This is a genomic window from Streptomyces sp. MspMP-M5, assembly GCF_000373585.1.
Lineage (GTDB): Bacteria > Actinomycetota > Actinomycetes > Streptomycetales > Streptomycetaceae > Streptomyces.
Genome location: NZ_KB891879.1, coordinates 112,911 through 137,346, shown reverse-complemented (window position 1 = coordinate 137,346; position 24,436 = coordinate 112,911). Strand labels below are relative to the sequence as shown.

Genomic DNA, 24,436 nt, shown 5'->3' with positions numbered 1-24,436 from the left:
GAGTGGCATCGCCGCCCCGCTGGTCGGCCTCGGCGGTGAACACATCGCCCTGCCCTTGTGTGTCACCAATGCAACCCCCGCGCGTGACGAACGCGCGGGTTGAGCGCGGCACTTACTCGGGTTCCCCGGGCGAGGCGGGCACCGCTGTTGGTTTCGGGGTCGCCAGGAAGACCGTGGCCAGGGTGAGGGCGGCGGCCAGCCAGGTGGTGGTGTGGAATGCCTCGGTGAATGCCTGGGCCGTTGCGGCGGAGGAGCCGGCGTCCAGGGGGGATGTCGATGTGCCCGGGGGGAGGAAGGACCGGTAGGCCACGGCGGTGGCGGTGCCGAAGACGGCGATGCCCAGGCCGGCGCCGGCCTCGTAGGAGACGGATTCGATGCCGGCCGCCGCACCCGCCTGGGCGGAGGGTGCGGTGGACATGATCAGGTTCGAGGCGACCATCTGGACCAGGCCCTGGCCGAACCCGATCAGGGCCAGGCCGAGCGGGACCACCGTGCCGGAGGAGACCAGGACGTAGCCGGTCGCGGCGAACAGCAGGCCGGCGGGTACGTCCAGCCGCGTTCGTCCCACACGGGAGAGGACCGTTCCGCCGACCGGGCCCGCCACCGTCGCGGCCACCGGCATCGGGATCAGGTACAGCGCGGCGCCCTCCGCCGACAGTCCCTTGACGAACTGCAGGTACTGCACCAGTTGGAGTTCAAAGCCGACCATCACCAGCACCGGCAGCACCGAGGCCACCACTCCGGCGCGCAGCCCGGGCAGCCGGAACAGGGACAGGTCCAGCATCGGGTGCGGGGCGCGCTGCTGCCGTCGTACGAAGAGGGCCAGTGCGGTCAGGCCCAGTACGGCCGGGACGGCCACCTCCAGCACTCCGACGCCCTCGTGGGTGAAGGCGATGATGGCGTAGGCACAGCCCAGGAACCCCACGATCGAGAGGAGGGGCGAGGTGGCCTCCCAGGGCTGCCGCTCGGACTCGATCCTGTTGTGCAGCAGCAGCGCCACGGCGGGCAGGGCCAGTGCCACGATCGGCAGGTTGACCAGGAAGATCGAGCCCCACCAGAAGTGCTGGAGCAGGAAGCCGCCGACCACCGGTCCCAGCGCCGAGGAACCGGCGGCGACCGCGCTCCACGCCCCGATGGCCACCGCATGGTCGCGGCCGTCGCCGAAGGTCTGACGGATGAGCGCCAGCGTGGCCGGGATGATCATCGATGCGCCGACGGCCAGGAACGCCCGGGCGCCGATCAGGGCCGGTGGCCCGGGTGCCATCGCGCACAGCGCCGAGGCCACGCTGAAGACCGCCAACCCGGCCAGCAGCAGCCGCTGGTGCCCGACCCGGTCGCCCAACGGGCCGCTCACCAGCACCAGTCCGACCATCAGCAGCGAGTACACGTCGACCGTCCACAGCACTTCGGGCGCGGTCGCGTGCAGTTCGTGGGCGAGCGTCGGGATGGTGATGGTGAGGATGGTGACGTCCATGGCCGCGGGCAGGAAGCACACGAGCACCACGACCAGCACCAGCCACCGTCGGGCCCCGACCACAGGCAGCGTGCTGGTCACCGGCCGAGGCCCAGAGCCGCCCTCGCTCGGACGATCAGATCGTGCAGCTCGGCCAGGCTTGAGGCGTAGAACATGCAGCTCAGTCTGCCAGTGTGCAGATCCGTCAGTTCGGTTGGCACCACACCCCGGTCGGCGTGTCGGGGCGAGGCCACCAGGCGTCCGAGCCGCCGCAGTACCTCCGGCAGGTCCAGCCCGGCCGGAAGTCCGTAGAAGTCGTAGTTGCCGACCGCGTGGGTGTCGAGGTAGCCGGGGCCGATGAGGTGCTCGCCGAACTCGTGCACATGGCTCGACCCGGTGCGACGGGCGTTGAGGTCGTGCAGGTGGACGACGCCGTCGCGGCCGATCGCGTCGATGCCGAAGCGCCCGCGGTAGCCGCGCCGTTGCATCTCCTCGGCCAGCCGGAGCCCGCCCTCGGTCAGCGGGCGGTACCACCACCGGTCACGCAGTTCCCGTGCGGTGACGTTGCCGCGCAGGTGGGTGGCGCCCTCGAACAGCATGTCGGTCGTGTAGCAGAGGTGGGGCGGGGCGTCCGCGGGCACCATGTACTCCACGGACGGGAAGGTGATGTCGCCGTCGAGGAACTCCTCGACCACCACCGGATCTTCGTCGTAGAACGTGCTCGCGGCCAGCCGCTCGGCGATGTTGTCGTCGCCCGGCCGGAAGATCAGCAGGCCCAGACTCGCCTCGCCGCGGTCCGGTTTGACGATGCACGGTGTGCCGGTCGCGAGCATGGCCCGCACCGCCGCGGGCACCTCGTGCTTCCCGGCGCAGTGCGTACCGGGCGGGATACGGCAGGGCCCGTCGGCCATGCCGAGGTCGGTGGCCAGGTCGCGCAGACCGGTCTTGGTGTCCAGCAGGTCGCGCAGGCGCTGTTGCGGCGGGCTCTCCGGCAACTCGACCGTCACGCCGTACCGGCTGCGCAGGGCCTCGGTGAACCGCCACAGGTCGGTGGTGGTGGTGTGCGGGATCAGCCGGAGCCTGCGGCCCGGCCCCGCGTGCGCGGCCACGGCGGCCATCAGCCCGGCGTCGGCGAGCGCGTCGGCGAACAGCGAGCCGGTGCGGCCGGCGGGGCTGAGGTTCACCACACCGTCGAGCTCCAGGAACTTGCGCTGCCAGTCCAGGTCCCCGATCGGCTCGTAGGTGATGAGCATCTTGTCCAGCGGGCCCCAGAACAGGGCCTGGTCCTGCTGGGCGTAGCACTCCGACAGCAGCTCGTCGACGCCGTCGGCGCGGACGGCGAAGTCGTGCAGGGTGTCGACCGCGTTGCACACGCAGAGGGTGGGCGTGGTCATGTCTTCTCCTCGCGCAGCAGGCCGTTGCCCTCGGACACCAGGTCGACCGCGGCCGCGACCACGTGCCAGAAGAGGTCCTTGCCCAGGGCCGCGGTGGCCTTCGAAGTGCTCGACAGGACACCTTGGTTGGTGGTGCGGTGCACGTCGACGGGGTGCAGATGGATGCCCGGGCGGGGCGGGTCGGTGTGGTCGGGGCGGGCGGCCGAGACCAGGTCAGGACGGAGATAGAGCATCAGGCTGGTCTCGGTGATCCCCGCATGCTCGGCGTGCCACCCCGGAAAGAGCGGCACCCGCCCGGCCAGCCAGTCCGTGTCGACCAGGCTCCACCAGCTCAGTGCGATGAACTCCTTGCCCGCGCCCGCCGGCCGTCGGGCCACCTCGTCCAGCGCCTCGAACAGGAACGGCTCGTTCTCGTAGTGGCCGTTGACGATCAGCAACCGGTGCCACGGCAGGGCGCACAACGACTCCAGGGTGTCCTCCAGGAAGCCCAGCAGGGACCGGCCGCGGACGTGGACGGTGCCGGGGAAGGACAGTCCGCCGCCGCTCTGCGGCAACGACCGCGCCGCGATGGACTGCGCCGGCAGGGTCAGGGCGTTCAGCTCGTAGGCGATCTGCCGGGCGAAGGCGTCGGCCAGGAGGGTGTCCACGGACAGCGGCAGGTGCGGACCGTGCTGTTCGATGGACCCGACCGGCCAGGTCAGGGTCCGCCCGGCGGTGGCCGCCAGGATCTCGGCGCTGCTCAGGTCGCACAGTTGCGGCCCGGCCGAGCGGGGCGTCATGACCGCACCTGCCCGGATCGGCCCGCTTCGGCGACGGGTTCGGCGCGGTGGCCGGTGTCCTGCGGTCCGGTGGTCTCGGCCACGATGCGGGTGAGGGTGGCGTTCATGTCGGTGTGCAGCGCGGTGTAGACCTGGGCCGCCACCGCGCCGACCCGCAGGTAGTCGTGGACGTCGCGGCCCGATTGGACGCCGCCGGAGCCCAGCAACGGCAGGGGGAAACCGGCTCTGCGCAGCTTCCACAGCGAGGCCAGGACGAGCGGTTTGATGCCTGGTCCGGAGTAGCCGAACACGCCGCCGAGGTGGAGGTCGCCGGTCTCCGGGTGTACGGCGGCGGCGGGCAGGGTGTCGCTGATGGTCACCGCGTCCGCGCCGGCCCGGGCGGCGGCGAACGCCCGGGCGTGGAGGCCCTCGCCGCTGGCGAGCTTGACCGAGAACGGCAGCCGGGTCGCGGCGCGGGTGGCCGCGGTGTAGGCGTGCACCCGCTTGGGAGTGTCGTCGAGGCCGTCCTGCTCATTGAGGCAGGAGATGCCGAGCTCCAGTGCCGGGCAGCCCGCCGCCTCCGCCCGGGCCGCCAACTCGGCCAGTTCCGCCGGGTCGTCGGCGTGCAGCGACGCGATGACGGGGAGCCGGTCGCGGGCCAGGCCGCGCAGGATGCCCAGCCAGTGGTCGACGGAGCGCTTGGAGTAGGTGGTGCTGTTGAGCATTCCGGTGGGCAGCCGGACGATGCGCTCGTCCAGGCCGGTCGGCGGGTTGGGGTGGATGGTCTTGGTGACCACCGCGCCCGCGCCGGCGTCCAGCAGTCTGCGGATGTTGCGTTCCTGGTCGGTGAGCAGGCCGGAACCGACCACGACCGGATTGGCCAGGTTCATCGCCAGTACCTGTGTCGCGGCGGCCATGTCAGGCCGCCGTCCTGGTCCGGCCCAGCGCCGCGAGCACCCCGTCGACCAGCAGCGCCGGCTCCGTGGCGATCTGTTGGGCGGACAGGAACGTGGCGGCGGCGACCTTGCCGAGCCCCTTGAGCAGATGGCTGGCCGACTCGGCGAAGGGCTGGTCGGTGATGCCCACGATGGGGCGGCCCAGCGCGCTGGCCCACCCCAGTTCGATGTGTGTGCCGTCCGTGCGGAGCAGGGTGCCGTCGAGCACCGGCAGCACCGGCACGAACACATCGCATTGACGCATCCACGCGTAGTCCCGCACGGACACCTCTTCGGGGGTGAACGAGGCGGTCTCGGCGCCGAACCGCTCTGCCACGTGTGCGGACAGCACGGTGGCGCCGGCCGCCCGCGACTGGTCGATGGTCAGGCTCAGGAATTCGCGGATCGGCGTGGCCATTCCACCGGGCACCAGGGCGTGCTGGATCGGGCCGCCGACGAACAGGGTGACGCCGCGCAGGGCGTCCGAGGTGACACTCATGACTTTTCGCGGTTCCTTCGAAAGGTTCTGCCGACGACCGGGTAATCGGGCGGACTTCGGCCACCGGAATGAAGCGGAAATGGGCAGCGCAATGCACGTCATGCGCCTTCGGTGAATCACAGGGGATTTCCGGGCGTGAAACCCGGCGGTGTGGCCGGGGCGCCCGGTTGCCTACGCGCCCCGCACACGGTGCCCACCAGGTAGGCAAATAGACGACTTAAGGCTAGTCCGGGGCGATTCATCACCACAAGCGCCAGTCTGCGCCAGTGGGGGAGATGTCATAAACCAGCATAAAACGCACGTACCAATCGCCCCAAAGTGCCACCTCATCGCCGTCGGGGACGCTCTTCGTGCTGGTTCGCCGATGGCGGCGGCGGCCCAGGAGTTTCTGTTCCACAGGCGATTCCAGCAGCGAACATGTGCGGCTGAAACGCCATCGAACTCACGTGCCACATTCCTGTGGCTGGCGAGGCTCGACAGTGGGTGCCCAAGAGAATCGGCACCCCATTGACAGGCGGAACGGCCTCAACTAGCTTCAATGAGAATGAATGACCGGCACCGCCATGTTTCCGATCGGCGCCGGTTCCCCGCGGCCCGCCCGTTGCCGCGATCGCCTCTCCCTTTTTCCTTCCCGAGCGCCGGAATCCGGCCGTGGCCTTTTGAATGAACCCACCCAGAGGGGAAAACCCGGTGAACTCATTGCAGACCATCAAACGCATTCTGCGCTCCGACGTGCTGGTGGAGGTGCCGATCGACCGGATGCGGCTCGACGACAGCCTGCGCGAGAGCTACGGCATGGACTCCCTCGGGTTCGTGGAACTGCGCGTGCAGTGCGAGGAGGCGTTCGGCATCGCCATCCCCGACGAGGCCGTCGCCGCGGGGCAGTTGTCCACCCTCGGCGATGTACTCGCCCTGGTCGAGCGGCTGTCGGGGGCCGACCACCGCCCGGCCACCCCGTGAGCGCCGCCCCGGTCGCGCGTGACGACCGCATCGGCGGACCGACCGACGTCCTGTCACGCGGCACGGACCTGCACCTGAACCACTACGGGACGGCGCGGCTGCCGTTCGCCTGCGTGGGCGGCCGCGGCCTGGAGCTCGACGTGGTCGACCTGAGCCCGCAACACCGCGGCAGAAGGCTGCGACTGCTGGACGCGAGCGCCGGCTACGCCAGCGCGACCCTGGGCGGCGCCCACCCCGTCGTACGCGCCGCACTGACACGCGGCACCGCCGTCGGCAACGTCACCGACGAACTCGGCTCGCTGGAACGGGCCGAACTCCTCGACCGGCTCTTCGGCCCCGACGGCCTGTGGACCGACCACTTCCCAACAGGGCGGTACCACGTCAGCGGACGCAACTCCGGCTCGGAAGGCAACGAGTTGGCATTGCGGCTCGTACTGGAGTCCCGCTTCGACGGCCGGCGGCTGCGCCCCCGCCCGGGCAGGGAACGGCGCGACACCATCCTGGCCTTCCACGGCGCCTGGCACGGCTGGACCAGTGGGCTGGTGCCCCTGCTCAACCGCAGGTACTACCGGGCCGGACTGCCCGCGCCGGACGCCGCCGGACCCTACGGCATCCGGATCGAACACCTCCCGTTCGGCGACCCCGGCGCCCTGGCGGAGTACTTCGCCACGTCCGCCGACCGGCTGCTGGCCGTCGTGGTCGAGCCGATCCAGGGCGACGCCGGTATCCTCCGGCCGCCACCCGGCTACCTGCGCGAACTCGCCCGGCGCTGCGCGGCCGACGACGTGCTGCTGGTCGCCGACGAGGTGCTGACGTTCGCCAAGACGGGCCACTGGTTCGCCATGCGCGACGCGGACGGGCCGGTACCCACCGACATCACCGTCATCGGCAAGTTCCTGGGCATGGGCGCGGTGTCCACGTCGATGGTGATCGCCCGCACGGACCTGGCCGTGCGCGCCTCCGGCGCCGTGACCACCTCCGACCTACGGCCGCTGAACTGCGCGGTGATCCGTGACGGCATCGAACACATCGAGAGCAAAGGGCTGCTGCGACGGTCGGCCGACGTCGGCGTGCACCTGACCGAGCGTCTCGACACCGCCCTGGTGGGCCGTCACCCGGACGTGTTCACCGAGGTCCGCGGTACCGGAGCCATGCTCGGAGTGGAACTGACCGCCGCGGCCGCGGACCGCATCGGCGCGCTGCGCGGCGAGCTGATCGAAGCGGGCGTGTACGCGGAGTTCATGGCGGGCGCGGGCAAACGCTCCGGCGGCCGCCGCTACGTCCACCCCACCCTGCGGATCGTGCTGCCGCTGATCGCCACCACGGCGCAGGCCGACGAGATCGTGGACCGGGTGGCGGCCGGCGCCCGGGCCATGCGGTGAACGCCGGGTTCCGCACCCGGATCGAGCACGTCGACACCGACGCGACCGGGATCGTGCACTTCTCCCGCTACACCTCACTGATGGAGACCGCGGGCACCGAACACCTCGAAGCGCACGACGCGGGGCTGACGGCCTTCGGCACGGCGGGCGTCGACCTGGTGGCAACCGACCTGCGGGTGACCTATCTCCACAGCGCCGTCTACCGCGACGTGATCGTCGCCGACACCCGCGTCGACCACGTCGGCGCGGCCTGGTTCGCCCTCGCCGTCCGTCTGCTGCGCGAGGAGGAGGACGGCAGCCGCACCCCACTGGTGACCGGCGACCTCGTCTTCGCCGCCGTCGACCCCGACACCCGGCGCGCGGTCCCCCTGCCGGCACCACTGCGACAGACACTGAGAGGAATCGTCCCGGATGCCGCACACCAACGAATCGGCACCCCCGCCCACAGCGGTCCGCGCGGCTCGGCCGCTGGGCACCTCGGCGATCGCCGCCCTGGTGCGCGGACGCCACCCCCGACTGTTCATCGACCGGGTCCTCGACCATGAGCCCGGCGTGTTCCTGCGCAGCATGTTCGCCGTCTCCGCCGAGATGGGCGCGCTGTCCGGGCACCTGCCCGAGCGCGGCCTGACCCCGGGGGTGATCCTGCCCGGCAGCCACACCATGCAGGCGTTCGCCCAATCCGGCGTACTGCTCTACCAGTTGAGCAGCGCCCCGCTCGCGGACGACGAGGTGACCCTGGTCGGCACGGTCAAGTCCCGTTTCCTCGCTCCGGTCGTCCCCGGCGACCAGGTCGTCCTCGACGTCCGCGCGGACCGGCTGGTCGGCCGTACCTTCACCTTCTCCGCCGCGGTGACCGTGGAGGGCCGGCCGGTCGCCGGATTCCGCGGTGCCATGAGCCGGGTGACGGCCGACGCCGCCGGGGCCCGGCCGTGGTGACCCCGGTGATCACCGGACTGGCCTGGGACACACCGCTGGGCCGCGGCCTGGACCAGGTCTGGGAACGGCTGTGCGCGGGTGACTCGGCACTGGCACCCGTCGACTCGCCGCACCCGCTGCGCAACACCGTCGCCGCCGTCATCGAATCGCTGCCGTACCGGACTCCGCCCGGCGAGCGCCAACGCGTGCTCGCCGAACGGGCGTTGCGCTCCGCCTTCGCCGACGCCGGACTGACCACGACCGACCCCGCCATCGGCCTGGTGCTGGGCACCAGCTTCGGCGCCTCGTTGGACGAGGCCGAGCCGACGCTGCACGCCTGGGCCGACGACGCGGCGGCGGCCATCGGGCACCCGGGCACCCCGCTGTGCGTCATGACCGCGTGCTCCGCGGGCTCGGACGCGATCGCCGTCGCGTACGCCCTGGTGCGCGCGGGCAAACGCCGCATCTGCGTGGCGGGCGGGGCGGACGTGGTCACCGAGGCCAAGCGGCTCGGCCATTCCGCGCTGGGCACCATGAGCCCCACCGGCCTGCGGGCCTTCGACCGGGCACGCGACGGCATGCTGCTCGGCGAAGGCGCGGCGTTCGTGGTGGTCGAGCACCCCGACTCCGCCCGGGACCGCGGCGCCCGGCCCTACGCCCGGCTACGCGGGGTCGGCGCGGCCAACGACGCCGCCGGCCTCACCGCACCCGACCCCTCCGGACGCGCCGTGGCACGCGCGATGGAACGCTGCCTGGCCACGGCGGGCTCGACCCCCGAGGACATCGCGGTGATCAACGCACACGGCACCGGGACCCCGCTCAACGACGAGGTCGAGGCCCGCAGCCTGCTGCAACTCTTCGGAGGCCACAGCCCGTTGACCTTCGCCACCAAGGGGGCCTTCGGGCACAGCCTGGGCGCCACCGGCGCCGTCGAGGCCGTGGCGACGGTACTGGCCCTGCGCCACCGACGCGTTCCACCGGTCGTCGGCCTGTGCGATCCGGCGGCACCGCTGCGGCTGGCCACGGGAGCGGCGCAACCGGTGGGCGACGGCGCCGGACTGAGCCTGACGCTGGGGTTCGGCGGCTTCAACACGTGTCTGCTGTTCGAAGGGGTGAGGGCATGACACTCGTGCCGCCGGGCACCCGGGTGCTGGGTGCGGCGACGCTGGTCGCCGAGGACCCGGCCGCATATGCGGGAAACAAACCGTCCTTCTATGCCGACCCCGCCGCCTGGCTGGTCGCCGCGACCGTGGACCGGGCCCTGACGGACTGCGCGGCGCCCGTACTCGACGCCGCCGACGACACCGCGATCCTGGTGATGAGCGCGACCGGAAGCGCGCGGACGATGCGCCGCATCGCCGGTTCGGTGCCGCGCTCCCGGATCTCGCCGCTGCGCTTCGCCGGAGCGAACCCGGGGGTACTGGCCGGGCTGCCCGCCCTGCGCCACGGCTTGCGCGGGCCGTCGCTGCTCCTGGCGGCGCACCCGGACACGGCCGCCCCCGTGGCGTTCACGATCATCGACGGATGGTTCGCGGACGGCCACGCCCGGCACGTGATCCTGGTCGGCCTGCACACCACTGCGGAAGACCGGGAGTTGTGCCGCAGCCTCGTCCTGACCCGTGCCGGAGAGGACCGGTGAACCGCCTCGCCCGGTCCGAGGCGGCCGACTTCCTGACCCGGGTCGGCACCGTCACCCCCGCCGGCCGGGACGCCGGCGCCCCGGCCGGGATGGACGACGTACTGTCGGACCTGGCCGGACTGGGCCTGGCACCGGGCGACGCGGTCGTGCTCTGCCTGGCCAACGGCGTGGAACTGCTGCGCGTGCTGCTCTCCTCGCTGCTCCTGGGCCTGGTGCCGTTGGCCGTGCCTCCCAGCACCCCGTGGCAGCGGGTCCGCGCACTGTCCGGGCACATCGGGGCCGGCACGGCGGTGACGACGCGGCTGACCGGCGCGGAGCAACAGCGGCCGGTGGGCGGCGCGTTCGCCGTACCCACCGGGCACCCCGCCACCCCGTACCGGCCGGGCGAAATCCTGCTGTCCACCTCCGGCACCTCGGGGATGTTCAGCGCATGCGTGCATCAGGTGCCCGCTCTGCTGCACAACGCCCGCCTGCACGCCGCGGCCACCGGCATCACCTCGGCCGACACCTTGCTGGTCAACCTGCCGCTGTACTACTCCTACGCCCTCGTGGCCCAGGCGTTCGCCGCGTACCTGACCAAGGCCCGACTGGTCCTCGACAGACCGCCGTTCTCACCGCTCGCCTACCGCGACACGGTCATCGCGCACGGGGTCACCCACTCCGCGGTGACCCCGACCCTCGCCCGCCAGCTGCTGGCCGACCCCGCCCTCATCCCCCGTGGTCTGCGGGCCCTGGCGGTCGGCGGGGACCGGCTCGCGCCCGCCGAGGTGGCGAAACTGCTGGCCGCCCGACCGTCCGCCGAGCTGTATCTGACCTACGGGCTCACCGAGGCCGGGCCACGCGTATCGACCCTGGCCGCGCACGCCGAGCCCGTGCACCGGTACGGCTCGGTCGGCCGCCCGCTGCCCGGAGTGCGAGCATCGCTGCGCGAGGTACAGGGCGACGTGCTGGGCTTGGTGCGGGGCGAAGTGCGGGGCGAAGTGGGTGAATTGGTGGTCGAATCCGACACGGTACTGCTGCGACGGGTCGGGGACGGAAGCCGGAGAGTCCTCCTGGGACCGCGGACCATCGCCACCGGGGACGCCTTCTCCATCGACGACGGCTATCTGACCTTCCACGGACGCCTGTCGGACTTCGTGGTGCTGCGCGGCGAGAAGGTCTCACTCAACACCGTCCGGCAGGCCGCCCACACCATCCCGGGGGTCGTGCACTGTGTGCCCAAAGTGGTGAACGAGGACGGCACCCAGGTACTCGACGTCCATCTCTCCGTCACCGACTCCCCGCCCGGCGGAGAGAAAGCGGTACGACGCCTCCTCAACTCCCAGTTGCTGCCCGCCGAACGCCCGCGCGCGGTCTTCATCTCCACCGCCGACCCGGAGACCTTCCGCAAATGACCCTGCGCCTCGGCTGGACCGTCCCCACGACCCTCCCGCCCGCCGGCCTCCGCGAATTCGCGGTGACCGCGGAACACCTCGGCTACGACCACCTCTCCATCCCCGAACACCTGGTCTCCCGCACCCCCGCCTACGAGAGCCTGACGCTGGTGGCGTTCCTGGCGGCGGTCACCACCCGGATCGAGCTGGCCACCGCGATGACGATCCTGCCGCACCGCCCGGTGGTGCTCGCCGCCAAACAGGCCGCGCAACTGGCCCACCTCAGCGGCGACCGGCTGCGCCTGGGCATCGCCATCGGCTCCGATCCCGCAGAGTCCGCCGCCCTCGGCGTCGCTCCGGGAACCCGCGCGGCACTGTTCGAGGAACAGGTCCGTGCGCTGCGCCTGCTGTGGACACGGCCGGAAGCGGATTTCGCCGGCGAACACCTCGCGTTCTCCGGCGTCACCCTCACCCCCCGGCCACGTCGGATTCCGCTCTGGATGGGCGGCGGCACCCTGCGCACCGGAGGCAGACCGGCCGCACTGCGCCGGATCGCCACCCTCGCCGACGGCTTCACCATGTCCGGCCTGCTCGCCAACCGGGTCAACCGAGGCGCCGCACTCATCGCCGAACTCCGCACCGCGGTCACCGAAGCCGGCCGCGACTGGACCACCTTCGGCACCGAGGCCCGCCTCCGCCCGAACCCCGGCCGGCCGGACACCTGGCGCCCACTCGCCGATGCCTGGCAATCCGCCGGCGCCACCCACCTCACCGTCACCACCGACGACCTCTCGCTCCTGGCCCCGGTGCACGCGGCGTTGACCCGGTAGGGGATTCGGCCGGTGACGTGGGAGGTCAGCGCTGTGTTGCCGGTGGGGCCGATCCGCATCACAGTTGTGAAGAGGGCGACCTTGGGAGTACCGCGGTCCGGAAATCGCCCTACTGAACGTCGCCATTGTTGCCACCGACGCCTTCGACACCGTCGACGCCTTCGACACCTTCGTGATCGAGATCACCGTTCGTCGTCGCCGTCGGACAGAGGGTGAACGAGGCCGAGGTGACACGCAGCACTCACTCCACGCAGAACTCACTCCTCCACGCAGAACTCACTCATGTCATCAGGAGGTGGAGCAGGTGACCGCTCCCACCAATGTGCCGAGTATGGAGTCGCACCCGGACATCATCGAATTGCGCGCCCGCTACGAACGAGCAGCGGTGACGCCGCTGGCACAGGGCTTGGAAGCCCTGGCCATCGTCGTCGGGCTCTATCTCGCCGCCTCGCCCTGGATCGTCGGGTTCAACGGCCTGACCAAATTGGCCGTGACGAACCTGATCACCGGCGTTGCGTACGCCGTGTTGATCGGCGGCTTCGGGCCCGCCTTCGAGCGCAGCCACGCCCGAGGATGGGCGGCCACTGCGATCGGACTGTGGACCATCATCTCCCCGTGGGTGGTGGCCGGCGGTGTTGCCACCACGCGCACCATCATCAGCAACGTCATCACCGGAGCCCTGGCACTGTGCCTGGGACTGGCGATGTGCAGCCTGGCACGGACGGACACCCGGCAGCTCGCCGCGCGCACCAGGCAGTCGTCCCGACCGGCCGGTGGACTGTCCGGGTCTCCGGAGGCAGCAGCCGGGGAGCGGCCTCAGTACCCGCCGACCGCGGGTCCCGGTGTGACGGGCACGGGCGACCGCCGCGACATCGGCCGCGGGCCGAACCCCTGATGCCTGGATCGGATGATGCCTGGATCGGACCGAACAGCGCAGTCGTAGAAAGATCGTGGTAGACCGGGCCGTTTGTGCGAGGTCATGCCTGACCTCGATGGCCGGAGTCCGGCGGCGGCCAGGCGTTGTCGCGTTGCGGGGAGGCCGCGCCGAGCCAGACCGGCGCCGTGTAGCCGAGCCCGGCCGAGAGGGCGAGTCCGGGCAGGCGGGCAGGTGGGCGAACGGACAGGCCGGCGGGCGAGGATGATCAGGCGCGCGCCGGGCCGAACCAGTCAGTCAAGGCGGTGCGCAGGTCCTCGTCATGGACGGGGGCCTCGCCGGCCCAGGCGAGGTAGCCGTCGGGGCGGATGAGAAGGGCGGCGGCCTCCGCGTCGGTGTCCAGGGCGGCGACGGTTCGCACGCGGTCGGTCCAGGGTTGGGCGGTGCGTACGGCCATGGAGGCGTCCGTGAGGTCCAGCAGCAGTGGGCGTCCGTCGCGGAGCAGTTCTGCCAGGCGCGTCGGTCCGGAGTGGGTCTTGAGGGGTCGGTCGGCGACGAAGTGGCCCACGCGTGGGTCGTCGCTGCCGCCGTAGTGGACGTCGGTGCCGTAAATGGCCTTGGTCAGGTAGTCGTTGACCGCTTCGAAGTCCATGAGTTCGGCGAACAGCGCGCGCAGTGCGTCGACTTGGGGTCCGGGGCGCATCAGCGCCGCCTGGGCACGGGTGTTGAGCAGGACGCGCTCGGCGATCGGCCGGCGCTCGGCTTCGTAGGTGTCCAGCAGCCCAGGGCGGCCCTGGCAGGCGGCGGCGAGCTTCCAGCCCAGGTTCACCGCGTCCTGGAGGCCGAGGTTGGCTCCCTGGCCGCCCGCGGGGTAGTGCACATGTGCCGCGTCACCGGCCAGCAGGACGCGACCGGCCCGGTATTGCGCGGCCAGGCGGGTGCTGTCGGTGAACCGCGAGACGAAGCGCACGTCGGCGAACTGGATGCGTTCGCCGGTGACGCGACGGACGGATTCGGCCAACTCCTCGTCAGTGACCGGCGCTTGAGGAGGAACGTGGTCCCATTCGGCGGTGGAGATTCGGCCGTCCGGCATCCGCATGAACCAGCCGTGTTCGTTCCGATGCCAGCCCATGGGAAGGCGATCCGGACCGGTGAGCGACCCCAGTCCCATCCGACTCACCATCTGCGGTTCGGTGCCTGGGAAGTCGATACCGGCGTGCCTGCGCACGGTGCTGCGTCCCCCGTCGCACCCCACCACAAAGCCGGCCCGGATCACCGTGCTGCCCTGCGCGTCCTCCAGCGTGACGGCCACGCCGTCGGCGTTCTGCTCAAGCCCGACGACCTCGGCGCCGTGACGCACGACGGCCCCGGTTCCGGTCGCACGCCGGGCGAGAAGGGTCTCGATGGTCGCGCGCGGCAGCAACAGCTCGCGGGGCTGTTCGGTGGCGACGGTGCCCCGGCCGAGCAGGAACATTCCGGCGAAGTGTCCCCGGGCGGAGGTGTTTTCCAAACGACGACGGTAATCGTCCAGGCCGGCCGTTCGCTCTTCGGCTGCGACAAAATCCGAGAGCAGATCGCGACGGTCCATGATTTCCAGGGTACGGGCATGGATCGTCAATGTCCTCGGCTCGCCGGCCCCGGGTGCGAGACGCTCCACGACCAGCGTGGACACCCCGTACATCCGCAGCTCACAGGCGAGCATCAGCCCGACCGGCCCGCCGCCGGCGATGAGTACGTCGTAATCGTTGCTGCGCATGTCCAGCACCAGCTGCCCTTCTTGTTTCCCATTTCGAAGCCGCGCAGGAGGAATTCACCCCGGTGTCGCACCACATGCGGTGGCTCGCCGATAAAGCAGGTTCGATTTCCACGGTATCCGTGAGTCCGGCGCGCACAAAGGGCAGTTTTGATAAGGCATCGTTGCCGTTCGCGGCAATCCACGGGTCGGCTGTGCCAGTACGCGGCCCCCGCCGACTCCGACGACGGCTGTTGGCGTCCACTGGCGTTGACTGGCGTCCGCTGCCGACTGCGCGCGCCCGTTGGCGTTCGTCGGCGACTGCTCAGGCTGGTGCGCCGGGGTCGTATGCCCTGGTGGTCTGGTCGTCGGCGTCCCAGCTTTCGAAGACGCTGCGGACGCAGAGCCGGAACCAGGCATGGGTGGGGTCGGCCTGGTGCCGGGCGTGCCAGGACTGGGCGATGACGATCGGGGGGAGTGGCAGCGGAATGCGCACGGTGCGCAGGTCGAAGAGGGAGACGGCCTGGCGGCTCAGCTTCTCGGCGGCCAGCCCCACCAGATCGCTCTGCACGACCATGTGCCAGGAGGCGGCCCAACTCGGCACGGCGGACACCACCTTCCGGTGCAGCCCGTGCTCGGCGAGGTGGTCGTCGATGGGCCCGGCGAGCCGGCCGCGCCGCGAGACGCTGAGGTGCTGGGCCGCGGCGAACCGCTCGCGGGTCACCTCGCCGCGCAGCAGCGGGTGGCCGCCGCGCACCACCGCCCGCACCCGATCGACGATGAGCCGTTCGCTGTTGACCTCCGGGGAGGTGGCGTCGGCGACGCCGACCACCAGGTCGAGAACGCCCTCGCGCAGCTTCGCGGCGCTGTCGCCGGAGTCCTCCGGCACGAACCGCACCGTGACGTTGGGTGCCTGGCGGTGGACGGTGCTCAGCAGTGGCTGGGCGAGCGCCCCGATCACCATGTCGTTGGCCTGCACGGTAAAGGTCGTGGTCAGCGAGGCCAGGTCCGGCGCCCCGGTTTCCAGGAACATCCCGGTCGCCTGCTCGACCAGGGAACGCACCTGGTCACGGAGCGCCAGCGCGCGGGGCGTCGGCACCATCCGACGGCCCGCGCGGACCAGTAGCGGGTCGCCGAAGGCCCGTCGCAAACGGGCCAGGGTCCGGCTCATGGTGGGTGTCGAGGTGCGCATCCGCTCCGCGGCTCCGGTGACGCTGCCCTCCTCCAGCAGGACGTCGAGAGCGATGAGGAGGTTCAGATCGACGGACTTCATCTGGCGCAATCTCTTGTGAGGAGGAGTGATCGCTTATGGCTTGCTCGGCGGGGCGGCCGGGTGGGAACTGGTCCGGTAGCGGCTGCGGAATTCCGCGAGGAGTTCGTCGGTTGCCTCGGCGCCGGCGCTCACCGCGGCGTGCACGTCCCGGAAGTAGTTCTCGTAGCCGGCAGGCGTGTAGAGGCACAGGGCGCGTGCGGGGACGGAACCCGCATTGCGGAAGCCGTGCGGGGTCCCGCGCGTCGCGGCCAGCAGATGGCCGGGGCCGGCCGTCACCTCACCGTCCCCGGTATGGAGCGTCAACTCGCCCTCCAGAACGTAGAAGTACTCGTCATGCCCCTCGTGTACGTGCGGCCTGGCGCCGATGACGCCGGGGGCGAGGCTGAACTCCTCGAAGGCGAAGTGCCCGTCGGTGTGGTCGCCGGTCAGCCGGAAGAAGTGCGCGACACCGGCTACGTCTATCAGCTCACCGTCCTCGGGACGGCGCAGCAGCGGACGGTCGGGGGTCTGGGCCTGGTTGTCGGTCATGGGGGCATTGTGGCCCGTGCGGCGCAGGAGGGTAGGGAGAGCCACCAACGCGTGATCAATGACACCGGGGCATGGCCAACGGAAACGCCCTGGCAGGCCGAGCCTGCTGACTGTCCCGCCTGCTCAGCGAGGTGCAAAGATGACGGCCATGACACGCGATCACGTGGCCGGGCTCATCGGTGGCGCCTTCGGAGCCGTCTTCATCGAGGTCAATGCGGGCTCCCTGCCGCCCGGCATCGGCATCCCCCTGCGGGTGCTGGCGATAGCCGCCGTCCTCGGGCTTCTGGTCGTTCGGCGGCGCGGTACCGCCGTCGCGCCGGGCGACGGGCCCGCCCCGAACGTCGGCTTCGGACGGCGATACTGGTGGGTGGTGGCCGCCGAAGGCGCCGCGCTGCTGGCCGGGTTGGTGGTCATCAACTCCGTACTGCACGCCCCAGGCGCGACGGTGGGTTGGATCGCGTTCGTGGTCGGAGTCCACTTCTTCGGCCTGGCGGCCGTCTGGCACCGGCCGTCGCTGCGCATGCTCGGCGGTGCGATGGCCGTCTGTGGCCTCGCCGGGTTGATCCTGGCGGGTTGCGGCGCCCCGACGGCGGCCATCGCCACCACCAGCGGAATCGCCCCCGGCGTGTTGCTGCTGGCCTCCGTCTGGTGGAGCGTCCGCCCCACAGTCACCCCGGCCCGTCCGCGAGCCTGAGAGGCAGACCGCGCCCCAGCGCCTCCAGGAACAACGGCCCCGCCTGGCACGGCTGGACCTGGATATCGCCCCACACCCCGTCCGTCACATAAGGCTCCGTCTCCAGCCAGGCATCGAAGTCCGTGCGCGTGGGGAATTCCCTCACCAGCATGGAGCCGATCATCCGGCCCTCGTCGTCGAGGATCGCGGTACCGAAGAGCGCCTTGCCCTCGGCGATCAGCGCGGGGCCCTGGGCCAAGTGGCGTTCACGGGCGGCCAGTCGCCGCTGCGGTGCGTGTTCGTCCTTGGCGTCGTACGCGATCAGCAGGAACTGCATGCTCTCTTTCCGGTGGCCTGTGGGGTCAAAACCGACAGCGTAGACGACATGGCTGTGGTGGACGGTGGCAGCAGCCGGAACCCCGAAACAGTTGAGGCGGCCCAAGCACCCCAAGCACTCCAAGGACCCAAAACAGCGCGGCCCTCACACCGACCGCACACCCCCCCCGACGCACCGCCAGCCCGACGCACAGGGCTGTCAGCGGGAGTTCCGCGGCGAGGGCCATGGCGGTGGCGGCGGCCAGTTCGGGGCCCGGGGCGGCGGTGGCGAGGTCGATGCAGGCGTCGGCGAGGAGGAGGGCGGCCGCGACGGCCGCGGGGGCGCGATGGCGGGGGTCGCTGCGCAGCAGGCGGGTGCCCGCGGTGAGCAGCGCGGCGGCCTCCAGCGTGTCGAGGGCGACCCAGGCGGCCGCCTCGGCGGGCGGCAGGGTACCGGCGAGGTAGCCGAGCCAGGGGAGCAGGGCCAGGCCGGCGGCGATGAGGACGCGGCCCGTCCAGCGGTGCGCGCCGCCGGCCCGTCGTACGGGCTCGCGGTCACGGCCGACGCCTGGACGGGTACAACTACCCTTTTCCACAAGCGGGTTGAAGGCGGCGAGGGCCATGGTGACGGAGATCCTTCCGGGGTCACGAGTCCGGCCGTCGGGCTCGTGGTCAACTCTCCGGTCTCCACCGTTCCCAGTCAGTAACACCGCTGTCCGACTTGGGGTGGCACCAGCTACACCCCGCTTCCGGAAGCAGGCGTGATAGCCCAGGCTGACCTGGACGTTTACCGTCGTACCCATGACCCGATCCGACCGGTGGCCGCCAGGCCGCCTGGCCCGTGCCCGAGCGCGGGCCGCCTTCCTGTGCACCGGTGTCCCGCTGCACGGTGCCGCCTTCCTGCTGTGGGTGTGGTTCAGCCTCACCGTCGTCTACGCCCCCGCCGGCGCCGTCGTCCCGCTGATCTTCGCCGTTGCGGGCGCGATGGCGGTGACCTGGCTCCAACGCCGCCGGTTCGCGGCGTACGCGGACACCGGCATCCCGCGCACCCCGCCCGTCCAGGCACCCAACGACCTCCGCCGGGCCTGGGGCCGGCTGCGCACCGGCGCGTACTGGCGGCAGCTCGCCTACCACCAGCTCGCCGGCCCGGCGCTGGGCGTCGTGGAGGCTGTCGCACTCGGCCTGTGGGTGGGCACTATCGGCGGCATCACGTACTACGCCTGGTACTGGTTGCTGCCGCGGCACTGGGCCTTCGTCCAGTGGTCCGATGTCGACGGCTGGAAGATGGCCGTGGTCGGGCTGGTCGTCCTGCCGTTCCTGCCGCGGCTGACGGGTGCCCTGATACGGACGGAGTCGGTCATCGCCCGGCGCCTGCTCGGGCCCAGCCGGGCCGAGGAGTTGGAGCGGCGGGTCGAGGACCTGGCCGAGCGCCGGGCCGAGACCCTGGCCGCCGCGGACGCCGAACGCCGCCGCATCGAACGCGATCTGCACGACGGCGCCCAGCAGCGACTGGTGTCCCTGGCGGTCAACCTGGGCCTGGCCCGGGCCACCCTCACCGATCTGCCGCCCGAGGCCCGGGCCGTCATCGACGACGCGCACCGCGAGGCGAAGGAGGCCCTGGAGGAGCTCAACCACCTGGTACGCGGCCTGCACCCGCACGTCCTGGACGACCGGGGACTGGACGCGGCGCTCTCCGGCATCGCCGCCCGCGCCCCGCTGCCCGTCCACGTCAGCGTCGACGTGTCCGAACGGGCCGCACCCGCCGTGGAGGCGGTCGCCTACTTCGTGGTCTCCGAAGCGCTCGCCAACGTCACCAAGCACGCCCGGGCGAGCCGCGCCGAGGTGGCGGTCGTCCGGGCCGGTGACACGCTGCGGGTGCGGGTCACCGATGATGGCAGGGGAGGGGCCGACCCCTCCGGGGGAACCGGCCTGACCGGGCTCGCACACCGCGTGGCCTCGGTGGACGGCACCCTCGCCATCGACAGCCCCCCAGGGGGCCCGACCGTCGTCACCGTGGAGTTGCCGTGCACGCTGCCAAGCGCGCTGTGATCGCCGAGGATTCCGTTCTGCTCCGGATCGGGTTGGTCAAGGTGTTGGAAACGGCCGGGTTCGAGGTGGTGGCCGAGTCCGGCGACGCGGACGGGCTGCTGCGCGCCGTCGAGGAACACCGCCCGGACATCGCCGTCGTCGACGTCCGCATGCCGCCCGGCTTCACCGACGAGGGTGTGCGGGCCGCACTGGTCATCCGGCAGCAGTGGCCGGACACCGCCGTCCTGATGCTCTCCCAGTACGTCGAGGAACGCTACGCCGCCGAACTCCTCGCGGCGAACACCAGCGGCGTCGGCTACCTCCTCAAGCAACGGGTCGCCGACGTCGAGGAGTTCATCGAGGCGCTGCGCCGGGTCGCGGCCGGCGGCACGGCCCTGGACCCGCAGGTGGTGGCGCAGCTGCTGGTACGCCGCCCCAGCGACCCACTGGAGCGGCTGACCGAGCGCGAGCGCGAGGTGCTGGCGCTGATGGCCGAGGGCCGTTCCAACGCCGGGATCGCCGCCCAACTGGTGGTCAGCGAGAGCGCGGTGGCCAAGCACATCAACAACATCCTGGCCAAGCTCGACCTGCCCAAGGCGGGGGGCGACCACCGGCGCGTACTGGCCGTACTGCGCTTCCTGGGCGTGGGCCTGGGCGGGTAGCGGGCCGCCGAAGCGGGGCGTTCCTCCCCGCACACGGTACGTCCGTTTCACGCCAACCCTCCACAACTGCCGTACAGGGCACCAGAGTTCGGGCTACACAGGGAACTGGGACGGGCCCCGGCCTGCGCGCGGCCGCCGGACGCCGACAGCCGGCGACCGGCTGCTGGGCGCGCGGACCGGGCACTGAACGGAGGGACGCCCCACATGGCCACGCCAGCCCGGCGACGACACCCCACCAGTCGACGCACCACGCGCCCTTCCGCCCGCCGCCCTTCCCGCCGCCCCGCGCGACGTCCCACCCGCCGGCCGCGCGGCCGGGCCGCCCGGCGACGCGCACACGAGCGGGCCCTCACCCGTCTCGTCCTCGCCGCCCTGGCCCTCGGCGCGGTCGTCGCAGCCGCCCGCGCGTACCCCGTCACCACCCTCGTCCTCGGCATCCTCGCCACCGCCGCCGCAACGCTGTTCCTCCTCGCCCGAGCCGGCCGCCTGCGCCTCCCCGACCTCGTCCGGTCCCACCAGGACGTCACTCACACCCTCGCCGCATACCAGCGCATGACCGGCCCCCAGTTCGAGCACGCCGTCGCCGACCTCGCCCGCCGCGACCCCGCCGTCCGCTCCGCCACCGTCTCCGGCGGCGCCAACGACCGCGGGCTGGACGTCCTCGTCGTCCTGCACGACGGCCGCCGCATCGCCGTCCAGTGCAAGCGGTACGCCGAAGGCAACCGGGTCGGCGCCCCCGCGATCTACACCGCCAACGGGACCTATCGCGCCTACCACCGCTGCGACCACGCCGTCATCGTCACCACCTCCCGCTTCACCCGCGACGCCGAACTCGCCAACGCCTCGCTCCCCGAACCACTCCGCCTGATCGACGGCCGCGGCCTGGCCCGCTGGATCGGCGGCGGCCGCCCGCCCTGGGCCACCTGAGCCCGTACCGCCCGGACGGCGCCCGGCCAACTAGAATGCCGTCCATGACCGACGCGGCCTCCTCGACACCTCCCGCGGCGGCTCGCCGGGACCCGGAGCTGGGCTTTCCCTCCCCCGGCGAGGTGCTGCGCAGGCTCCGTACCCAACGGGGCATGTCGCTGCGCCAGGTGGCCGCCGAGTGCGGGCTCTCGGTCTCGTTCCTGGCGGCGTTGGAACGGGGGGAGACGGACATCGCACTGGAGCGACTGGCGAGACTGGCCAGGGTCTTCGGCCATGACGTGGGTTCCTTCCTGGGATTCACCCACGGTCGCGCCGAGCCGTCGATCTTCCCGTTCGCCGACCAGGAGGTCATCGACCGGGCGCCGGGCGTCGACTACCGCGTGCTGCGCGCCCCCGAGCTCGGTTACCAGGTGGTCCAGGGCGACTTCGCGCCGCACTCCGCGCTGGGCGAGGACCTCCAGCACGAGGGCATCGACCTCATCATCGTGACCCAGGGGACGCTGGTGGCCCGCTACAACGGCGTCGACCACACGCTCCGGAAGGGTGACTGCGTCCGGTGGTCCGCGGGTCATCCGCACACCTTCCGCAACGACACCGACGAACCCGCGCGCATGGTCGCGATGCTCTTCAACAGCCTGTACTGATCACGAGCCTGTACTGATCAACGGCCTGTACTGATCAGCGGCCTGCATCGAGCAGCTGCGGCCGCTGCCAACCTTCATTCCCACTCCCTCCCTTGAGTACGGTCGCGGTGAACGTTATTTTGCACTAGCGTGCTTTTTAACGTACGCAGCACCACGACGAGAGAATGGGGGAAGCGTCATGCAGCCGAACGCAATCGTGCAGACCACGCAGGCCGGTTCCGGCTCCTCGACCGGCGGTGATCCGGGAGACGACAGGGCCCGTGCCCACCGTCACCATGCCCACCGCCACCGGGCCCGCGACCTGCTGACCCGCGCGCTCCTGGTCGTCGTGTGGAGCTCCGGCTTCATCTCCGGCAAGCTCGGCCTCCGGTACTCCGCTCCGTACACCTTCGCGACGCTGCGGTTCGCCATCGCCGGGAGCGTGCTGCTCCTGATGGCCCTGGTGCGCCGCGATGTCTGGCCGGGATGGCGCCTGTTGGGGCACCTCGCGGTGGCCGGTGTCCTGGTCCAGGCCGTGCAGTTCTCCAGCATCTACATGGGCATGGAGCTGGGGGTGCCGTCCGGATTGGCGGCCCTGATCATCGCGCTCTACCCGCTCACCGCCTCCTTGCTGGCCGTGCCGGTCCTGCGCGAGCGGGTCACCCGCGGCCAGTGCCTGGGACTGGTGTTGGGACTGGGCGGGGTGGCGCTCGCGGTGAGCGAGAACCTCCATCTCGACGGCGGCTACCTGGCCGGGCTCGGCTTCCTGCTCCTCGCCCTGCTGGGCATTTCCGCCGGCACCGTCTACCAGAAGCGGTTCTGCCGGGGCATGGAACCGGTGACCGGCAACGCCGTGCAGTTGCTCGCCGCCGCGGTCGCGACGGTGCTTCCCGCACTCTTCGCCGAGGGGTTCGACGTCACCTTCACCGCCGACTACTGGCCGGCGCTGCTCTGGGCATCGGTCATCAACTCCATTGTCGGAGTGGGATTGTTGTACGCGCTGCTGCAACGCCACGGCACCAGTCAGGTCAGCAGCCTCTTCTATCTGGTGCCCATGGTCACCGCGGCCCTGGCGGCCCTGCTGCTCGACCAGCGACTGGGCCCGCTCATGCTCGGCGGCCTGGCCATGGCCACCGCCGGCACGCTGCTCACTCAGAGACGAGAGAGGCGGAGGGGATGAAAGAGACGCAGAACGCGCAGGGCGACCGCGGCCCTGCTGCCGTTGTCCGTCGCCCTGCCGCCGCTGACGCGTTCACCGCGCCAACTCGGCCTGGCGCTCCTGGCGTTCGGAGTCGCCTACGGCGGCCTGAACGTCGCCTTCAACGCCGCGGCCGTGGACCTGGCCGAGGCGACTCACGATGACCCTCTCCAGAGCGGCCGGCACCCGTCTCCTGGAACGGCTGGGCACCACCCTCGTCCTGGTCACCGGCGCCGCCCTCGCGGCGGCGGGGATGTTGTTGGGCGCCCTCTCGCCACAGACCCGGCTGGTGTTCACCGGCTACGCCCTGACCGGCCCCGGCCTGGCCAACGTGTTCCCCATCGCGGTCGGCAGCACCGGCGCGCTCGGCGGCACCGGCGGCACTGACCACCATCGCCGCCCTGGCCGCCGTCGCGGCGTTCCTCGGCTACGCGGTCCGCACCAGGCCGCCAACGTCCCCTACGGCTGCGGACCCAGGTCCGGCGATTCCAGGTCCGGCAGGCGCAGGCCCGCCGAAGGCAGCTCCGATCGACCGGATTCATCCCCCATCCGCCCCAGGAAAAGGCTTGTGACCACCTTCACTTGTGCTCTTCCGCCGTGTTCTTCGTCCACGATGCGAGCCACCTCGTCGAAGAGCCGTTCGCGCGGCCGGGGTGGAATCGCCCGGTAGCCGCTGTAGGAGGCGAGCAGGCCGAGCAGCGCCGAGGTGGACCGTTGGTGCACGGAGGCGTAGAGGCGGTGGGCCGGGTCGACGAATCCGGCCGCCGTCATATCGCGCCACTGACGGGACTCCGGGCCCCGGCGCGCGGGGCGGGGACGGGGGTCGAGAAGGGTGTCCGCAGGAATCTCGACGCCGAGCCGGGCGTGGGCGGCGGTCAGCCGTTCGGCCAGTTCGCCGCTGTCGAGGATCCAGTGGTTCCAGAAGAGGGCGATCGCCCCGCCGGGCGAGAGCGCGGCCCGTGCCCGCGCCCAGCGCACGGCCGGGTCGACCCAGTGCCAAGCCTGCGCGCAGTACAGCAGCCCGTAGCGGCGCGCGGGACGCCAGGCTTCGAAGTCGGCGACCTCGATGGCGACTCGGGGCAGCTCCGCGCACCGCCGGCGCAGCACCCGGGCCATCCGGACATCCGGCTCCACACAGGTCACCGATACGCCGGACCGTGCGAAGGGCAGCGTCGCCTTGCCCGTTCCGGCGCCCACTTCCAACGCCGGCTCGTCCGCGGCCAGGGCGGCGAAGTCCAGGACGTCCTGGGGGAGTTGGTGTGGGTAGCCGGGACGGGCCGTGTCGTACTGCTCGGCGTCGTCGCCGAAGATATGGCGGCGCGACCGCGTCGAGGCCGGCTCACCACCGGAAGTCCCGTAGGGCATGGCTGCCACGCTAGGCGACACGCCCCGCGGACGGGAGAGCGCCCATCGAAAGCCGGCCAAACAGCCCAGCCGACCGAGCAACCCAGCCGACCCAGCAGCC

Annotated in this window: 26 protein-coding genes and 1 pseudogene; 15 read left to right on the top strand and 12 right to left on the bottom strand. The window is 71.5% G+C overall.

Annotation, left to right across the window (positions count from 1 at the left end; translation table 11 throughout):
* Window positions 1-112 precede the first annotated feature (112 nt).
* The 5 genes from B073_RS0109695 to B073_RS0109675 are packed head-to-tail and all read right to left on the bottom strand — an operon-like array spanning window position 113 to window position 5,039.
* Window positions 113-1,555 carry an MFS transporter gene (locus B073_RS0109695; protein ID WP_018537892.1) on the bottom strand — a complete coding sequence of 481 codons (1,443 nt, stop codon included), beginning with the start codon at window positions 1,553-1,555 and terminating at the stop codon, window positions 113-115.
* Window positions 1,552-2,847, bottom strand: coding sequence for a hypothetical protein (locus tag B073_RS0109690; protein ID WP_018537891.1), 1,296 nt, complete (start codon window positions 2,845-2,847; stop codon window positions 1,552-1,554). The genes B073_RS0109695 and B073_RS0109690 overlap by 4 nt, the downstream gene beginning before the upstream one ends.
* Window positions 2,844-3,626, bottom strand: coding sequence for a creatininase family protein (locus B073_RS0109685; RefSeq protein ID WP_018537890.1), 783 nt, complete (start codon window positions 3,624-3,626; stop codon window positions 2,844-2,846). The genes B073_RS0109690 and B073_RS0109685 overlap by 4 nt, the downstream gene beginning before the upstream one ends.
* Window positions 3,623-4,522 carry a hypothetical protein gene (locus B073_RS0109680; protein WP_018537889.1) on the bottom strand — a complete coding sequence of 300 codons (900 nt, stop codon included), beginning with the start codon at window positions 4,520-4,522 and terminating at the stop codon, window positions 3,623-3,625. Before B073_RS0109680 ends, B073_RS0109685 begins: the two co-directional genes overlap by 4 nt.
* 1 nt (window position 4,523) lies before the next feature.
* The gene (locus B073_RS0109675) at window positions 4,524-5,039 is read right to left on the bottom strand and encodes a nucleoside 2-deoxyribosyltransferase (protein ID WP_018537888.1); all 516 of its coding nucleotides are present in this window, start codon (window positions 5,037-5,039) and stop codon (window positions 4,524-4,526) included.
* Between the two features lie 690 nt (window positions 5,040-5,729).
* Between B073_RS0109675 and B073_RS0109670 the strand changes: the two genes are divergently transcribed.
* From B073_RS0109670 to B073_RS0109635, 8 genes are read left to right on the top strand one after another with little or no spacing between them, the layout of a single operon-like run.
* Window positions 5,730-5,999 carry an acyl carrier protein gene (locus tag B073_RS0109670; protein ID WP_037811299.1) on the top strand — a complete coding sequence of 90 codons (270 nt, stop codon included), beginning with the start codon at window positions 5,730-5,732 and terminating at the stop codon, window positions 5,997-5,999.
* Window positions 5,996-7,381 carry an aminotransferase class III-fold pyridoxal phosphate-dependent enzyme gene (locus B073_RS0109665; RefSeq protein ID WP_018537886.1) on the top strand — a complete coding sequence of 462 codons (1,386 nt, stop codon included), beginning with the start codon at window positions 5,996-5,998 and terminating at the stop codon, window positions 7,379-7,381. Before B073_RS0109670 ends, B073_RS0109665 begins: the two co-directional genes overlap by 4 nt.
* Window positions 7,378-7,926, top strand: a complete 549-nt coding sequence (locus B073_RS43765; protein WP_018537885.1) for an acyl-CoA thioesterase — start codon at window positions 7,378-7,380, stop codon at window positions 7,924-7,926. The genes B073_RS0109665 and B073_RS43765 overlap by 4 nt, the downstream gene beginning before the upstream one ends.
* A gap of 22 nt (window positions 7,927-7,948) precedes the next feature.
* On the top strand, window positions 7,949-8,317 hold the full coding sequence (locus tag B073_RS39560) for a 3-hydroxyacyl-ACP dehydratase FabZ family protein (protein ID WP_234025040.1): 369 nt from the start codon (window positions 7,949-7,951) through the stop codon (window positions 8,315-8,317).
* The gene (locus B073_RS0109650) at window positions 8,311-9,420 is read left to right on the top strand and encodes a beta-ketoacyl-[acyl-carrier-protein] synthase family protein (protein ID WP_018537883.1); all 1,110 of its coding nucleotides are present in this window, start codon (window positions 8,311-8,313) and stop codon (window positions 9,418-9,420) included. The genes B073_RS39560 and B073_RS0109650 overlap by 7 nt, the downstream gene beginning before the upstream one ends.
* On the top strand, window positions 9,417-9,935 hold the full coding sequence (locus tag B073_RS42715; protein ID WP_018537882.1) for a hypothetical protein: 519 nt from the start codon (window positions 9,417-9,419) through the stop codon (window positions 9,933-9,935). Before B073_RS0109650 ends, B073_RS42715 begins: the two co-directional genes overlap by 4 nt.
* Window positions 9,932-11,329: a class I adenylate-forming enzyme family protein gene (locus B073_RS0109640; RefSeq protein ID WP_018537881.1), complete on the top strand. Its 1,398-nt coding sequence runs from the start codon at window positions 9,932-9,934 to the stop codon at window positions 11,327-11,329. The genes B073_RS42715 and B073_RS0109640 overlap by 4 nt, the downstream gene beginning before the upstream one ends.
* Window positions 11,326-12,138, top strand: coding sequence for a TIGR03619 family F420-dependent LLM class oxidoreductase (locus B073_RS0109635; protein WP_018537880.1), 813 nt, complete (start codon window positions 11,326-11,328; stop codon window positions 12,136-12,138). The genes B073_RS0109640 and B073_RS0109635 overlap by 4 nt, the downstream gene beginning before the upstream one ends.
* 109 nt (window positions 12,139-12,247) lie before the next feature.
* On the opposite strand, the gene B073_RS48725 is transcribed toward B073_RS0109635, so the two are convergent.
* The gene (locus tag B073_RS48725) at window positions 12,248-12,379 is read right to left on the bottom strand and encodes a hypothetical protein (RefSeq protein WP_267881385.1); all 132 of its coding nucleotides are present in this window, start codon (window positions 12,377-12,379) and stop codon (window positions 12,248-12,250) included.
* Window positions 12,380-12,469: 90 nt separating this feature from the next.
* On the opposite strand from B073_RS48725, the pseudogene B073_RS39550 reads away from it, so the two are divergent.
* A pseudogene (locus B073_RS39550) lies at window positions 12,470-12,862 on the top strand (SPW repeat protein); the annotation flags it as partial.
* A 418-nt stretch (window positions 12,863-13,280) separates the two neighbouring features.
* On the opposite strand, the gene B073_RS0109620 reads toward B073_RS39550, so the two are convergent.
* From B073_RS0109620 to B073_RS0109610, 3 genes are all read right to left on the bottom strand, one after another.
* A complete protein-coding gene (locus tag B073_RS0109620; RefSeq protein WP_037811338.1) occupies window positions 13,281-14,768 on the bottom strand; it encodes an FAD-dependent monooxygenase in 1,488 nt (495 codons plus the stop codon).
* Between the two features lie 301 nt (window positions 14,769-15,069).
* A complete protein-coding gene (locus B073_RS39545) occupies window positions 15,070-16,017 on the bottom strand; it encodes a LysR family transcriptional regulator (RefSeq protein WP_018537877.1) in 948 nt (315 codons plus the stop codon).
* 33 nt (window positions 16,018-16,050) lie between these two features.
* Window positions 16,051-16,545 carry a cupin domain-containing protein gene (locus B073_RS0109610; RefSeq protein ID WP_018537876.1) on the bottom strand — a complete coding sequence of 165 codons (495 nt, stop codon included), beginning with the start codon at window positions 16,543-16,545 and terminating at the stop codon, window positions 16,051-16,053.
* Between the two features lie 148 nt (window positions 16,546-16,693).
* Between B073_RS0109610 and B073_RS0109605 the strand changes: the two genes are divergently transcribed.
* On the top strand, window positions 16,694-17,239 hold the full coding sequence (locus B073_RS0109605; protein WP_234025036.1) for a hypothetical protein: 546 nt from the start codon (window positions 16,694-16,696) through the stop codon (window positions 17,237-17,239).
* On the opposite strand, the gene B073_RS39540 is transcribed toward B073_RS0109605, so the two are convergent.
* Together B073_RS39540 and B073_RS39535 are read right to left on the bottom strand one after the other, a co-directional pair.
* Window positions 17,214-17,555 carry a YciI family protein gene (locus B073_RS39540; RefSeq protein WP_018537874.1) on the bottom strand — a complete coding sequence of 114 codons (342 nt, stop codon included), beginning with the start codon at window positions 17,553-17,555 and terminating at the stop codon, window positions 17,214-17,216. The genes B073_RS0109605 and B073_RS39540 overlap by 26 nt on opposite strands.
* 25 nt (window positions 17,556-17,580) lie before the next feature.
* Window positions 17,581-18,156, bottom strand: coding sequence for a hypothetical protein (locus tag B073_RS39535; protein WP_018537873.1), 576 nt, complete (start codon window positions 18,154-18,156; stop codon window positions 17,581-17,583).
* Window positions 18,157-18,334: 178 nt separating this feature from the next.
* Between B073_RS39535 and B073_RS0109590 the strand changes: the two genes are divergently transcribed.
* The 5 genes from B073_RS0109590 to B073_RS0109570 all read left to right on the top strand — a co-directional run bounded on the left by B073_RS0109590 (window position 18,335) and on the right by B073_RS0109570 (window position 22,953).
* The gene (locus B073_RS0109590) at window positions 18,335-19,582 is read left to right on the top strand and encodes a sensor histidine kinase (protein WP_018537872.1); all 1,248 of its coding nucleotides are present in this window, start codon (window positions 18,335-18,337) and stop codon (window positions 19,580-19,582) included.
* Window positions 19,579-20,223, top strand: coding sequence for a response regulator transcription factor (locus B073_RS0109585; RefSeq protein WP_026247220.1), 645 nt, complete (start codon window positions 19,579-19,581; stop codon window positions 20,221-20,223). The genes B073_RS0109590 and B073_RS0109585 overlap by 4 nt, the downstream gene beginning before the upstream one ends.
* A 204-nt stretch (window positions 20,224-20,427) precedes the next feature.
* On the top strand, window positions 20,428-21,150 hold the full coding sequence (locus B073_RS0109580; protein WP_018537870.1) for a restriction endonuclease: 723 nt from the start codon (window positions 20,428-20,430) through the stop codon (window positions 21,148-21,150).
* A 44-nt stretch (window positions 21,151-21,194) separates the two neighbouring features.
* On the top strand, window positions 21,195-21,794 hold the full coding sequence (locus B073_RS0109575; protein ID WP_026247219.1) for a cupin domain-containing protein: 600 nt from the start codon (window positions 21,195-21,197) through the stop codon (window positions 21,792-21,794).
* A gap of 178 nt (window positions 21,795-21,972) precedes the next feature.
* Window positions 21,973-22,953 carry a DMT family transporter gene (locus B073_RS0109570; protein ID WP_018537868.1) on the top strand — a complete coding sequence of 327 codons (981 nt, stop codon included), beginning with the start codon at window positions 21,973-21,975 and terminating at the stop codon, window positions 22,951-22,953.
* A 477-nt stretch (window positions 22,954-23,430) separates the two neighbouring features.
* Here B073_RS0109570 and B073_RS0109560 read toward each other — a convergent pair whose 3' ends face one another.
* The gene (locus B073_RS0109560) at window positions 23,431-24,336 is read right to left on the bottom strand and encodes a class I SAM-dependent methyltransferase (RefSeq protein WP_018537866.1); all 906 of its coding nucleotides are present in this window, start codon (window positions 24,334-24,336) and stop codon (window positions 23,431-23,433) included.
* Window positions 24,337-24,436 lie beyond the last annotated feature (100 nt).